This window comes from Methylobacterium sp. Leaf100, assembly GCF_001422845.1.
Classification (GTDB): Bacteria; Pseudomonadota; Alphaproteobacteria; order Rhizobiales; family Beijerinckiaceae; genus Methylobacterium.
The window spans coordinates 1-13,748 of record NZ_LMMW01000063.1 but is presented as its reverse complement, the minus strand read 5'-3'; the positions used below and the strand labels follow the sequence as shown (position 1 = coordinate 13,748).

10 protein-coding genes and 1 pseudogene are annotated in these 13,748 nt (G+C 67.4%); 5 read left to right on the top strand and 6 right to left on the bottom strand.

All coding sequences use genetic code 11. The annotated features are described in order from the left end of the window. Positions 1-62: 62 nt before the first annotated feature. From ASF25_RS20915 to ASF25_RS20895, 5 genes are all read right to left on the bottom strand, one after another. Entirely contained in the window at positions 63-446 is a 384-nt protein-coding gene (locus tag ASF25_RS20915) for a hypothetical protein (RefSeq protein ID WP_056306652.1), read from the bottom strand. 215 nt (positions 447-661) lie between these two features. Beyond that, the gene (locus ASF25_RS20910; RefSeq protein WP_082503017.1) at positions 662-2,014 is read right to left on the bottom strand and encodes a TolC family protein; all 1,353 of its coding nucleotides are present in this window, start codon (positions 2,012-2,014) and stop codon (positions 662-664) included. Positions 2,015-2,277: 263 nt separating this feature from the next. Continuing rightward, positions 2,278-2,802, bottom strand: a complete 525-nt coding sequence (locus ASF25_RS20905; protein ID WP_056265657.1) for a MaoC family dehydratase — start codon at positions 2,800-2,802, stop codon at positions 2,278-2,280. A gap of 30 nt (positions 2,803-2,832) precedes the next feature. Beyond that, positions 2,833-4,026, bottom strand: coding sequence for a beta-ketoacyl-[acyl-carrier-protein] synthase family protein (locus ASF25_RS20900; RefSeq protein ID WP_056265654.1), 1,194 nt, complete (start codon positions 4,024-4,026; stop codon positions 2,833-2,835). Further along, entirely contained in the window at positions 4,023-4,418 is a 396-nt protein-coding gene (locus ASF25_RS20895) for an acyl carrier protein (RefSeq protein WP_244473124.1), read from the bottom strand. Before ASF25_RS20895 ends, ASF25_RS20900 begins: the two co-directional genes overlap by 4 nt. A gap of 669 nt (positions 4,419-5,087) precedes the next feature. Between ASF25_RS20895 and ASF25_RS20890 the strand changes: the two genes are divergently transcribed. The 3 genes from ASF25_RS20890 to ASF25_RS20880 are packed head-to-tail and all read left to right on the top strand — an operon-like array spanning position 5,088 to position 9,534. Further along, positions 5,088-5,975, top strand: coding sequence for a hypothetical protein (locus ASF25_RS20890; RefSeq protein WP_056306651.1), 888 nt, complete (start codon positions 5,088-5,090; stop codon positions 5,973-5,975). Next, complete coding sequence (locus ASF25_RS20885; RefSeq protein ID WP_056306650.1) at positions 5,972-7,399, top strand: HlyD family efflux transporter periplasmic adaptor subunit; 1,428 nt, start codon at positions 5,972-5,974, stop codon at positions 7,397-7,399. The genes ASF25_RS20890 and ASF25_RS20885 overlap by 4 nt, the downstream gene beginning before the upstream one ends. Next, complete coding sequence (locus tag ASF25_RS20880; RefSeq protein WP_056265644.1) at positions 7,399-9,534, top strand: peptidase domain-containing ABC transporter; 2,136 nt, start codon at positions 7,399-7,401, stop codon at positions 9,532-9,534. The genes ASF25_RS20885 and ASF25_RS20880 overlap by 1 nt, the downstream gene beginning before the upstream one ends. A gap of 86 nt (positions 9,535-9,620) precedes the next feature. Here ASF25_RS20880 and ASF25_RS22370 read toward each other — a convergent pair whose 3' ends face one another. Then, complete coding sequence (locus tag ASF25_RS22370; RefSeq protein WP_082479397.1) at positions 9,621-12,377, bottom strand: PAS domain-containing protein; 2,757 nt, start codon at positions 12,375-12,377, stop codon at positions 9,621-9,623. 354 nt (positions 12,378-12,731) lie between these two features. Between ASF25_RS22370 and ASF25_RS20865 the strand changes: the two are divergent. Together ASF25_RS20865 and ASF25_RS22365 are read left to right on the top strand one after the other, a co-directional pair. Next, a pseudogene (locus tag ASF25_RS20865) lies at positions 12,732-13,355 on the top strand (aldehyde dehydrogenase family protein); the annotation flags it as partial. A gap of 67 nt (positions 13,356-13,422) precedes the next feature. Continuing rightward, positions 13,423-13,748 (top strand): transposase (locus ASF25_RS22365; RefSeq protein ID WP_156369090.1); only part of this gene is annotated, 326 nt, incomplete at its 3' end.

Sequence of the window (13,748 nt, the reverse complement as noted above, 5' to 3'; positions counted from 1 at the left end):
AATCCGTATGGGCGGCCGTCCGCGATGTCGCATCCGTAGGGGTATCGCTTCGACGGCACAGATCAGGGTGGTGTCGGCGGCACGGCCTGAGCGTCGAGCCATTCCCTTCGCGTCGCGATGAGATGCTTGAGCCGTTCGGCACGCTTCTCCCGGCGTTCGCAGCCCGAGCCATCGGGGCAATCGAGGGACCCGGCATGACCACCCTCGAAGACGCTGACAAGGGCCAGAACCAGGCCGATGAGGGTCAGGACCGCCAAGACGAGGAAGGGCCAGGCGAGGCCGATTCCCACGAGGACGGCAAGCGCGACCTTGAGACCAAGGGAGGCCGCGAGCTTGAACTTGACCAGGGCCACGAGGGTCGCTCCCGTCCCGAGGGTGCCGCGCAGGCCGCGCAGGAGTCGGACTCGCAGGCGCCGGCGGGCCGCCAGCGCCTCCAGGCGGCGCAACTAACGTGTCACGCGTCGGACCGAACGACCCGTCCCGACCTGCTCGCGCCCCCGCATTCGATCTCCCGGCTCCGCTTCGTCCGCCGAGCGAGGATACACCGAGGTCCGCGCGCCGGAAGAGCCCGGCCCTCTCTGGCGACGCCTTCCCGCCGTGGCCGTGCGGCCCAGGTTCTGCGGCGCGAATCCTGCGCCCGCGCGTCTCGCGCCCGCAGTCGCTAAACCCGAAGCCGGTTCATGGCGGAGGCGAGGGAATACGTGATCCTGTCGCGCTCGAATTCGATGTTGATCTTGGCGACATTGGCTTCGGTCAATTCCGCCAGGGTGTTCAACAGATCGACGATGGTCATGGAGCCGAGGCGGAGCTCCATTTTCCGGCCGAGCACGGCGTCCTCGATTCGGCGCACGCGTTTGGCTGCAAGCTTCGTCTGGACGATCAACGAGGTGCGCTGGACGAAGGCGGTGGAGGCCTGGGTCAGGACGGTCCGCTCGAGATCGAGGGCTTCGAAGGACCTCTGATCGGCGAGGGCGTGGCCGCGCGCCACGTCGGCGAACTCACCGGGGTCGTAGATCGGGATGCGCGCCTGCAGCATCGCCGACGTATCACGGACCTTGTAGGGATAGTTCGAGACAGCGCCCTGGCGCGTATGCGCGAAAACGAAGTTCAGTTGCGGCGAGAAGCGCGCATAGGCGACCTTGGCGCTGGAGGCAGCCGAATCCGCGTTGAGACGGGCAGCGAGCAGCCGCGGATTCGTCTGCAGCAGGGTGTCGCGCAACTCATCGAGGGACCGGGGCAGCAACGCGCTCGGGATGCGAGGCAGGCCCGACGGGTTCGCCGTCGGACCGGCGAGGCGCGCCAGGGCGAGTTCCGAGGCGAGCAGGTTGGCTTTCGCCTGTTCGTGCGCAGCGATGGCGGCGGTGACCCGCGATTCGGCCAGGGCCGAGTCCGCCAGGGTGGCGTCGTGGACCTCGAGCTTCACGGCGACGCTCTTGGCGACCTTTGCCACGTCCGCGATGGCGACTTGGCGCAGACGCAGGATGGTGCGGTCTCGCAGGACGGCGAGATACGCGCTCGCCGTGTCGTACAGGATCTGCTGAGTCTTGTCGTTCTGGAGCTCCCGGCCGGCGGCGGCAGCGCTTCGTGCGGACTCGAGATCGTGGTAGCGTCGCAGGCCGTCGAACAGGGGCAGGGAAAGCTGGAACGCCTCGACCTCGGGCTGGCGCCGCGGCACCGTGTCGATCCCGATGGGCGCTTCGGGCGTGCTGGTGAAGTCCGGCGAGTACCGGATGTTGCTGTCGAGGCGGTGGGTGACGACGTAGGCCGCCGTCGGCAGGAAGGCTTCGTAGCCGCCGAGAACCCGGGCCTCCGCCGCTGCCTGACGCGCATCGTCGGCCTTGCGGTCGTAGCTGTCGCGCAGGGCCCAGTGCATCGATGTGTCGAGGGTTTCCGCGGGCGCCGGACCGGCGAGGAGCAGAACGCCGAGCATGCCGTACCGCACTGAGCGGCGCACCCCGCCACCATGGGTGCCGCACGGGCCGCCGTCCGCCCCTGCCCGCTCCGTCCGATCCATGTTGAAATCCAGTCGCCCGACATGCGCTGCGTGTCGGTCGTGAATAGACCGTCAAGGTTAACCGGCGATGAAACTCATACCGTTCACAGGCGCATAATCCAGTCAAGATAATCAACTAAGTCTTTTCATGAAAATCATACTGTGACAGATAAAAAGTAATTTCGTTCTAGGAATTGTCCCCGCGCAGAAGCGGTTTTCTACCGGTGGTCGGGCTGAAGTCTCGTCCGGTCGACAAGTGGACAAGATGATTTTTCGACTGTCCATCACGCCTCGTTGAGTATCAGCATGATGGACAGGTCGGCGGTCAGTGCGAATACCGGATCGGCCGCAGAGGGACCCGGCGGCCGGCACTCGATGGCGACCGTGATCCGCAGGGCGGCCCTCCCCTCCGGTAGGACGCTGACACCCGCGAGGGTGAACACGCCGCGAATCGCGTGGTCGACCCGGACGGGGGCCAGCAGGCGAACCTTGTCGGCACCCAGGTTGACCATGAGGCGCACCGCCGGATGGGGTGGAAGTGCCGCCGCCGCGAACGTCCCCACCATGGCGAGGGTCAGGTAGCCATGCGCAATGGTGCCGCCGAACGGCGTCTCTGCGGCGGCCCGGACGGGATCGACATGGACGAACTGGAAATCCCCCGTCGCCTCGGCGAACCGGTCGATCCGCGTCTGGTCGATCACCACCCAGTCGGAGGTGCCGATGGTTGTTTTGACCCGCGCCCTCAGGGCGTCGAGGTATGCCGCAGGGTCGGGTGAAAGCGTTTCCGGCGGAGTCACGTGCGCGTTCATGGCTGTCTGGTCCGATGGCGGGCGAAAGGCTCAGGCCGTCCGGAAGATCAGGCTGGCGTTGAGACCTCCGAAGGCGAAGGAATTCGACATGGCGACGGGGATGGGCATCGGCCGGGCCACACATGGGATGGCGTCGAAATCCAGCGCCGGGTCGAGTTCGACGAGGTTCGCCGTCGGCGGCGCGATCCCGCGTTCCATGGCCAGGATCGTGGCGACGGCCTCCAGGGCCCCGGCCGCACCGAGGGCGTGTCCTGTGGCGCCTTTGGTCGACGAGACCGGCGGGATGCGCCCCGGCCCGAACACGTCCGCCATGGCGTTGCCTTCGGTGAGATCGTTGGCGCGCGTGCCCGTTCCGTGGGCGTTGATGTAGGCGACGTCGTCTGGCGCGAGGCCGGCATCCGCGAGGGCGGAGCGCATGGCTCGGGCCATTCCATCGACGGTCGGCGCGACGATGTCGCCCGCATCGGCGTTGGAGGCGAAACCCGCGAGCGCGACCGATCGGGTGATCCCCCGCGCACGGGCGTGGTCGGCGCGCTCCAGAACGAGGATCCCCGCTCCCTCCCCGACGACGAGGCCGTCGCGGTCACGCGAGAACGGGCGGCACCGGGTCCGGCTCATGATCTTCATGGCATCCCAGGCCATCAGGGTGCCGTGCGACAGCGGCGCCTCTGTCCCGCCCGTGATGGCGATGTCGACGATGCCGGCGCGGATCATCTGCGCCGCGAGCCCAATGGCGTGGGTTGCCGACGCGCAGGCACTGGCGATGACGAAGCACGGTCCCTTGGCGCCGAAGGCGAGGGAGACCCAACTCGCCGAAGAACTCGTCATCGCCCGCACCACGGAGAACGGGTGCGGGCGCTTGCCGTCCTTGAACAGGCGCGAGTATTGCGCGTCGAGGCTGGTCAGGCCGCCGCCGCCATTGCCGAGGATGACGGCGACGCGTTCCGGCGCCACCGCGTCGAGGCTCAGCTTCGCGTCCGCCATCGCGGCCTGTGCGGCGGCAACGGCGAGGATCGCGCTGCGGTCGCAGGCCGCCTGCGAGGCGAGCGGCAGGCGGGAGAAATCCGCGGTCTCGTCGATCTGCGCGACCACGATCCCCGAATCCGGCAGGGCGCGGCTCGCCGAGAACACGTTCTGTCCCGAGACGAGGCTCGTCCAGAACGTTTCCGTATCGAGCCCGCCGGGGGCCGCGACCCCGAGGCCCGAGACCACGACGGCGGTCACGCCAGCTGGACCTTGGACATCGGAGCGATGTCGGCGGCGGTGGTGGATTTGGCGGCCGGGGATTTCTTCGCCGCCAGTCCGGCCCGGATCATCTCGGCGACGTGTCCGACGGTGAGCGTACCGGTCTCGCCCGAATTGGCGTTGAAGCTGACTTCGATTCCGAACCGGTCCTCGATCTCGAAGACCAATTCGACCAGATCGAAGGAGTCGACCTGAGCTTCCGCCATGGTGGTGTTGGCGTCCCAACCTGTTCCTTCGGTCTTCAAATGGGTGCGGAAGATTTCGAGCAGGGTGGTCTCGATCTCGTCTTGGGCAGCGGCGGGGGTGGATGACTGCGTTACCATTGGTGGGCCTCGCAACTCTGAAGGAGGCTCAAATATCAATCCGGTCATTCAATCCGCAAGTCGCGGTTCGTATTCTACAAAATCTATCCCTCTTGATGGTAAATTCCGGAAATAGTCTCGGGTGGTAACCATTGGCCCGGCACCGTAGTTTGACTGCATTGATGCGGCCCCGGGTGCTGGGTACGGTTTGTCCATGGCTGAACAGCAGCCAGCCGGCAGCCTCAAGGTCAGGCCGGGTTCGATCTGGAGTAGCCCCATGAAGAAGCTCAATCTCGCCGATCTCAAGAAGGTCTCCGGCGGTACCAAGCCCGTCGACTGCAAGCCGGCCCCTGCCCCGAACTGCCCTCCGTCCAAGGGCGCCGACTGCTCCTAAGCCGACTCGCCGGCCCGCCCGGTCGACTGACTTCGCTACCCTCTCATTCAGGACATGCATCCCATGAAGAAGCTCGCTCTCACTGATCTCAAGAAGGTCTCCGGCGGTACCAAGCCCGTCGACTGCAAGCCGGCCCCGGCCCCGAACTGCCCCCCGTCCAAGGGCGCAGACTGCTCGTAAGGGCGGCTCGGACCGGTCTCGATCGGGATCAAATCGGGCCTCGCCGCCGAAGCCTCGATCACGAATATTGATGGAACGCCGCCCGGGATGCCCGGGCGGCGTTCGCATTTAAAGAACTGTCAACGCAAATCAGTCTATTGCCCGTGGATGGACTGGACCCGGCGATGAACGACGTCACCCCTCTACAGTTGCGGGTCGCCGCCCTGCCGCTGAGGCTGCGCCGCCGCGCCCTTCGGACCCTGTGGCTCGCCCAGCGGGTGACGCGCCGGCTGCCCGCACGCGGCGTCGCGCCGATCCTACGCCAGACCTTGCGCCTGCCCCGGGCCGAAGCCAGTCGCCTTGATGCCGAAACCGCGTTTTCGGACGACCTCTACGGCCTCGAGTGGCTGTCCCTGGTGACCCGCTCGCACGCCGACATCGTCGCCGACTGGCAATCGGTGCGGTTCGCCGATTCGGAGCTCATCCGCCGGGTGGCGTCGAGCGGGAAGCCGGTGATCCTGGCGCCGCTCCACATGGGCTGCTTCGCCCTGCCCTTCGCTCGCCTGATCCACGACTTCTTCCGCGATCGGCGCATGCTGATCCTGCGGGCGCGCGAGGACCGCGCCGTCGAGACCCGCGTCATGCAGCGCATCTCCGAGATGGGCATGGAGATGCGGTTCCTGAACGTCCGCGACAAGCAGGATTACATCGATGCGATCCGGTTCGCCCGCACCGGGTCCGTCATCGTATCGTTCGTCGACCTGCCGGCGAGCTACGGTGGACCCGTCGAGACCACCCTGTTCGGCCGACCGATCCGCCTCGCCATGGGCATCGACAGCCTCGCCCGCCTGACGGAGGCGGCGGTCCTGCCGCTCTCCATCACGTCGGATTGCGCCGGCGACACGGTTCGTTGCGGTCAGCCCTTCGAGGTCGCCGATAGCGGTCCGGAGACCAAGGCACGGGTGACGAGTCTGGTTCGCCGCCACATCGAGACCTCGGTGCTGACGGCCCCCGCCCAATGGTTCATGTGGCCGCGCCTGCACGAGTTTCTCCACGAGGGCGGACAGGCATGACCTTCGACGTGACCCGGGCCGGCCCACCCGAGGACGACACGACGCAATCCCCGGCTCGGAGCGTCGAGGCCGCTGCCGCCCGCCATATGGTCCGGGCCGAGTCCGATGCGCGTCCCGTCGACGATGATCCGCCGGAGGCACAGCCGGAGGAGACCTCCGGGAATCCCGATGACGGGCCGATGCCCGGCATCGTCCAGAATCCCCGCATCGTCCAGACCATCGATCTGCGTCAGAACCGAACCGCGACTCTGGCGACGGGGCTCGTGGCGCTGACGGTGTGCACGGTGATCGGCGGCCTGTGGTTCGGTCACTTCGCCCAGACCGAAACCGTGCGGGGCACGGTCGCGGCCACGGGCGGTTTCGCCCGCCTCGATGCGCCCCGGGCCGGCGTGATCACCAGGATCTTCCTCAACCAGGGCGATCCCGTGAAAGCGGGCCAAGCAGTCTACGCCCTGCGCATCGGCTCTGCGAGTTCCGGTGGGGAATCGGCCGTGGAGGCCGAGATGCGCAACCTCCAACTCTCCCGCAAGGGCCTGCAGGACGAGGTGGAGCGGGCCGACGCGTTCATTGCCCGCGCGACGAAGCAGCAGGCGCAGATCGCGGCCGACCAGGAGGTGTTCTATGCCGGCCTCGCCGAGCAGGCGCAGCGCCATGCCGCCGCGACGGAGAAGAGCCGCGCCGTGGTGCGCCGGATCGCCGCCTACATGCGCGACGGCTACGCCACCCGCGACATGCTCGAATCGCACGAGCGCGGCACCTTCGACCTGGAGCGCCAGCTCTCCGACCTGCGCCTGAAGCGCCTCGAAGTGCAGCGCCAGGATTCGGAGCGGCGCCGCGAGTTCGACCTCGTCGTCGCCACCAAGGTGTCGCAGAAGGCGAGCGCCCAGAACCAGATCGAATCCACCGACAGCCGGCTCGCGATGCTGCGCACGGAGACCGCCGTCGAGGTTCAGGCCCAGAGCGCGGGCGCCGTGCTGGCGCTCGCCGCCAAAGTCGGGGATTCGGTCAAGCCCGGCCAGTTCGTGGCCGCCACCGGCGAGCCGAACGCCGCCCCCCTCGTCGTCGTCGAGGCCCCGGCCCGCGCCGTCGGCCTCGCCAAGGTCGGTCAGCGGGTGATCATCAAGTACGATGCCTTCCCGTTCAAGACCTTCGGCATCCAGCACGGGACCATCACCTACATCTCCACCGCCGCCGTGCGCGGCCTCGCGGGCGAGGACAAGCCCGATATCGGCCTGGATCCGCGCCCGGTGGAGCGCCAATCCGCCTACCGCATCGAGATCCGGCCCGACCGGCCCGACGTGGACGCCTATGGCGAGCGCATTCCCGTGAAGATCGGCTCGACTCTTTCGGCCGATATCGTGGTGGAGCGCCGCCGCCTGCTCGATTGGGTCCTCGATCCGATCCGAGCCTTGAGGGGACGCTGATGTTCGGCCAATCGGTGTTCGGCGGGTTCGGCGAGCGCAAACGCGCCGTCCGGACCGTTCTGCAGAACGAAACCATGGAATGCGGGCTCGCCTGCCTGGCGATGGTCGCCAACGCGCACCGCCACGACATCGACCTGCCCTACCTGCGTGCGCTGTTCCCGCCGTCGCAGGAGGGCATGACGTTCGCGGAGATCGTCGAAGTCGCCGGCCAGATCGGGCTCGACGCGCAGGGCTTGGCCATTTCCAACACCGGCGAGTTGTCGAAGCTCGCCTGCCCGGCGATCCTGCACTGGAACGGCAACCACTTCGTGGTGCTCGAGAAGGTGGTGCGCGGCACGTTCCACGTTCACGATCCGGCCTTCGGCGAGCGGCTCTACGCCCGCGAGGACATGGAGCACCATTTCGGCGGCATCGCCCTCGAGTTCGAGCGGCGGGTCGATTTCGAGGCGGTGAAGACGTCGCGAAAGTCCCTGTTCTGGGCGGTCCTGCGCTCGTGTCGGGGCATCGAGCACACCCTGGCCCTCATCACAGTGCTGTCGTTCTCCGCGACCCTGTTCGCCCTGGCGACGCCGATCTTCCTGCAGACCGCCGTCGACAGCGTGATCCCGCAATACGACCTCGACCTCCTCACCGTCGTGGTCATCGGCCTCATCCTCTTCAGCGCCCTCGACGCCCTGTCGCGCTGGCTTCGCGACCTCGTGGCCCTGCGCTCGGCGACGCTGTTCGAGATTCACTTCACCCGCAACATCGTCTCCCACGCCTTTCGCCTGCCGATGACGTTCTTCGAGGCCCGGCATCCCGGAGACTTCGTCACCCGCGTCTCGTCGGTGGACCAGATCAAGACTTTCCTCGTCGGCGGTTTCGTCTCGTCCATCGCCGACGGGACGATGTCGATCCTGCTCGTCGGGATGATGTACTACTACTCGCCCAGTATGGCGTTCGCTTCCGTGGTGACCCTGGCGGCCGCCATCCTCGTGCGCTTCGCCACCTATCCGGGTATCGCCCGCAGCACGGCGCTCACCCTCGAATCTCGCTCCGAGGAGCAGGCCCGCCTGCTCGACGGCCTCGCCCAGATCCGCGCCCTCAAGGTCGGCAACACCACGAACTTCTTCGGCTTGAAATGGCTGGAGAACTTCACGCGGTTCGCCAATTACGGCTACCGCGCGAAAAAGCTCTCCATCGACGCGGATCTGTTCCTTCACCTGATCTTCATGCTCGGCACCGTCGCGACCCTGTTCATGGGCGTGACCGAGGTGATGAAGAGTACCCTGTCGGTGGGTGTGCTGTACGCGTTCTTCGCCCTGCGGGCGTCGTTCTTCACCGCCATGAACACTCTGATCATGAGCCTGCTGCAGATTTCGGTGATGCGGGTCCACTTCGCCCGCCTGGACGACGTGCTGAACGAGAGCCCGGAGCCGGCGAGCGCCGGCCTGCGCATCGACCGCCTGATCCGGCGCAGCGTCAGCCTTGAGGAGGTGTCGATCCAGTTCGGCCGCCGCGGCCGGCCGCTCATCGAACCGTTCGATCTGACCATCCGCATCGACAAGCCCGAGACCATCGCCATCGTGGGGCCGTCGGGCTGCGGGAAGTCGTCCCTGCTCAAGGTCCTGTCCAGCCTGAACGTCCGTGCGACCGGCCGGATGATGGTGGATGGCAGCCCCCTGGAGGAGTTCGGCATCCACGAGTATCGCGCCAATATCGGCTGCGTCTTCGCCGACGACCGCGTGCTTGCCGGCACCGTGATCGAGAACCTGTCCCTGTTCTCGCCCGACGTCACCCACAAGCAGATGAAGGCCGCGCTGTCGGTGGTGGGGCTGCTGGAGGAGATCCAGTCCCTCCCCCAGGGCTTCGCCACGCTCCTCTCCGACGAGAGCCCCCTGCTCTCCACCGGCCAGCGCCGACGGCTCATCCTCGCCCGCGCCTTGTGCCGCCAGCCCCGGCTGCTCCTCCTCGACGAGGTCACGGCCAACCTCGATCCCGTGTCGGAAGAGGCCCTGATCCGCGCCCTGATGGCGATCCCGGTGTCGAAGGTCTTCGTGACCCACAGCGCTCACCTGCTGCCGTTCGCCGACCGCATCCTGCAGGTGAAGGACGGGCGGCTGCAGCAGATCGATGGGTTGAAGCGGGCGGCGTGACGCCGAACGCCCGCACGGCTTGCCCCCCCCGGGACCCAATGGAATCTCCGGCGGGTGCTGCGCATGGCATCGTGAAATGCCCGGGGTCAGACGGTCCTGGCGATGAGATCCCTGATGCGGGATGCAAGCGTCTCCAGTACGAACGGCTTTGTCAAAACCTGCATTCCCGGGCGAAGGTATCCGTTTCCCAGGACCGCGTTCTCGGCGTAGCCGGTGATGAACAGCACCTTCAGGTCGGGCCGCCGATCACGGGCCGCGTCCGCCATCTGGCGCCCGTTCATGCCACCCGGTAGCCCGACATCCGTCACCAGCAGGTCGATCCGGACATCCGACTGCAGGATCTTCAGACCGGCGATGCTGTCGCCTGCCTCGATGGCGGTGTAGCCGAGATCTTCCAGCACCTCCGTGACCAGCATGCGCACCGACGGCTCGTCGTCGACGATCAGCACGGTCTCGCCCTGGCCCGCACGCTCGACTTCGGGGGGGCGTCGCGTGACGTCGGCCTCGTCGGCCTCACCGTAGTGGCGCGGCAGGTAGAGGCAGACCGTCGTGCCCTGTCCGACCTCCGAATAGAGCCGGACCTGTCCGCCGGACTGGCGGGCGAAGCCGTACACCATCGACAGGCCGAGCCCGGTGCCCTCCCCCATGGGCTTGGTGGTGAAGAAGGGTTCGAACACCTTGGCCATGAGGTCGGCGGACATGCCGCTTCCGGTGTCCGTCACGCAAACGCTGAGATACTGACCCGGCGGCATGTCGTGCTGGCGGGCCCCGGCCTCGTCCATCCATTTGTTGGCGGTCTCGATGGTGATGCGGCCGCCGTCCGGCATCGCGTCCCGGGCGTTGATGCACAGGTTGAGCAACGCATTCTCCAACTGGCCCGGGTCGATCAGCGCCGGCCATAGGCCCGCGAGACCCACGACCTCGAGTTGGATCGCGGGGCCGACCGTGCGCCGGACGAGTTCCTCCATATCGTTGACGAGACGGTTCACGCTCGTCGGCTTCGGGTCGAGGGTCTGGCGCCGGGAGAAGGCGAGGAGCCGGTGGGTGAGCGCGGCGGCGCGCTTGGCGGCTCCCTGCGCCACCGTCATGTACCGATCGACCTCGGTGAGCCGCCCCTGCGCCATCCGGGTCTGCATCAGCTCCAGGGAGCCGGAGATACCTGCGAGCAGGTTGTTGAAGTCGTGTGCCAAGCCGCCGGTGAGTTGGCCGACCGCCTCCATCTTCTGCGATTGCCGGAGAGCCTCCTCGGTTCGTTCCAGGATCTCGGCCTGACGTTTGGCCTCGGACACGTCGCGCACGGAGGCGTAGATCAGGCCGTCGCGCGGCACCGCGTTCCAGGACAGCCACACGTCCGTGCCGTCCCGGTGGCGGTAGCGATTCTCGAAGGTGAGTTGCGGCTCGCCGCGCGCCAAGCCAGCTGCCGCCGCGAGGGTGGATGCCACGTCGTCCGGATGCACGAAGTCGAGGAACGGGCGCGCCTTCATCTCGGCCTCGCTCCATCCCAGCGTCCGTGGCCAGGCCGGGTTGAGGCTGACGAAGTACCCGTCGAGGGTGGCGACGCAGAGCAGGTCCGAGGAGGCCTGCCAGACCTGATCGCGCTCCGCGGTCCGCAGCGCGACCTGGCGCGCGAGTTCGGATTCCGTCTGCTTGCGTGCGGTCACGTCGTGCACGAACACGTGGAAACCGTCGACGGTGCCGGCCGGGTCCCACCGCGGCAGGTAGCGGATCTCGGCGACGCGATGCCGCCCGTCGCGTTGCGGCCAGTCGAGTTCGAAGGTCACCGATTCGCCGCCCAGCGCCCGGTCCATGTAGGGCTTGCGGGTGGCATAGGCGTCCGGTCCGAGGAGGTCCCTGACGTCCCGTCCGACCACGTCCCCCGCCGGCATCGAGAACCAGTCTTCGTATGCCCGGTTGGCGAAGCGATAGACGTGGTCCGCGCCGATGAAGGAGATCAGGACCGGCAGCGCGTCGGTGATGAGACGCAATTCGCGCTCACCGGCTTCCGCGCGGGTCTCGACGTTCCGGCGCTCCGTGATGTCGGAGAAGAAGATGGCGACGTGGTGTGCGGCCGGATCGCCGGTCCGCAGGGCGCGCACGTCGAACCAGCGCCCGAACACGTCCGCGTAATGCTCGAAATGCGCTGGTTCGCCCGTGAGGGCGACGCGGCCGTAGGTGTCGAACCAGTGGCGTTCCAGGTCGGGGGCGAACTCGCTCACCCACCGGCCGGCGACATCGGCCCCCGTCTGCCGAACGAAGGCGGGATTGGCTTCGACGATTCGGTAATCGACGGCGTGGGTGCCCGCGAACTTCATCGCGACGATGCAGAAGCCGACCTCGATGCTCTCGAACAGGGTCCGGTAGCGCGCCTCGCTCGCCCGCAAGGCGGTCTCCGCCAAGGTGCGCTCGGTGACGTCGTGCCCCTCGACGAAGATGCCGACGACGGTGCCCTGCGCGTCGGTGATCGGCTGGTAGACGAAGTCGAGGTAGCGTTCGTTGACCGGACCGTCGGCCGTGGCCTGGACATCGAACCGCGCGCCCGTCGCCTTGTGTATCCGGCCGGTGCGGAACACGTCGTCGAGGAGATCGACGTAGCCCTGCGCCGCCGCGTCCGGCAAGGCCTCGGCCACCGTGCGACCGACCACGTCGCGGTGGTCGATGGCCCGCTGATAGGCGGCGTTGGTGAGGGTGAATCGGTGCTCCGGGCCACTGAGCAGGGCGATGAAGCTCGGGGCCTGCTCGAACATCTGTGCGAGCGAGCCCGACTGGGCCCGCAGCAGGCGCACTTCGGCTTCGAGCTGCCCGCGGGACAAGGTTTCGGGGTCCGGAAGGGATAGGGCCTGCATGCGGACCGGGTTAGCCGGTGATTGTGTTATGGGCGAGGGCGTCCGGCACGATTACCGGCGATGATGCGAGCCATAACATTCTGGAGACGCCGCCGCTTGGAATCGCCCGGGGTGAACTCCGCCGCCTCGCGGCGGTAGCCATCGGGGGCGGGAAAGCGCGGCACGCCCACGAGCGGAAACCACCGCCACCCGTTTCGGTCCGCGGCAACCGTCTTCGGCACGCCGCCTGCCCCGCGGCCGCGCAGGGACATGAACATTTCCTGACGCGGGTGTCGCGACGTTCCGTCGAAGGCATTCCCTTTGCTCTCGATCCGCCGGTTCGCGGATCTCCCAGAAACAGGACACCAGACAGCCATGCCCACCGCAATCCACCACTTCGTCGGCGGCCGGACCGTTCCCGGCACCGGTACGCGAACCGCCCCCGTCTACAATCCCGCCACCGGCGAGGAGACCGGCCGGGTCGCGCTGGCCAACGCGGCGGATGTGAACGATGCGGTGGCGGCCGCGAAGGCGGTCGCCCGCGACTGGGCCCATACCACGCCGCTTCGCCGGGCGCGCATCCTCAACGCATTCCTGCGCATCGCCGAGGAGCGCATCGACGAGCTCGCGGCCCTCATCACCGCAGAGCACGGCAAGGTGTTGTCCGACGCCAAGGGCGAGATCCAGCGCGGGCTCGAAGTGGTCGAGTTCGCCACCGCAGCACCATAGCTCCTCAAGGGCGAAGTGACGGAGAATGTCGGCACCCGCGTCGACAGTCATTCCCTGCGCCAGCCCCTCGGCGTGGTCGCCGGCATCACCCCGTTCAACTTCCCCGTCATGGTACCGATGTGGATGTTCCCGGTGGCGCTCGCCTGCGGCAATTGCTTCGTGCTGAAGCCCTCCGAGCGCGATCCCTCACCGGCACTCCTAATCGCCGCCTGGCTCAAGGAGGCGGGCTTGCCGGACGGTGTGTTCTCCGTCGTCCACGGCGACAAGGAGACCGAGTTTGATCCTCCCCCGCTTTCACGGACACCTCTGATACGCTCCTTGCGGGCCGGGAAGGTGTTTGAGGGCCAAGACGAGACGCGAGTTCACCCCCGAGTTCAAACGCGAGGCGGTGGCCCTGCTGGACAGCAGCGGCCGGCCGCAGATGCAGATCGCAGCCGAGTTCGGGACCCAACCCTCGATGCTGAGGCCGTGGCGCTCGGCGCTGATGGGTGGCTCCCCACCACCGCGGAGAGCAGGGTCACCGGGAGCCGCGCCTGCGAGCCCAGTGGCGTCCCCCTCCGACCAAGCCGCTGAGATCGCCCGTCTGCGGCGTGAACTCGACCGGACGCGCATGGAGCGCGACGTCCTAAAAAACGTATGGCCCGCCCCGTCTGCAAGGTCGCC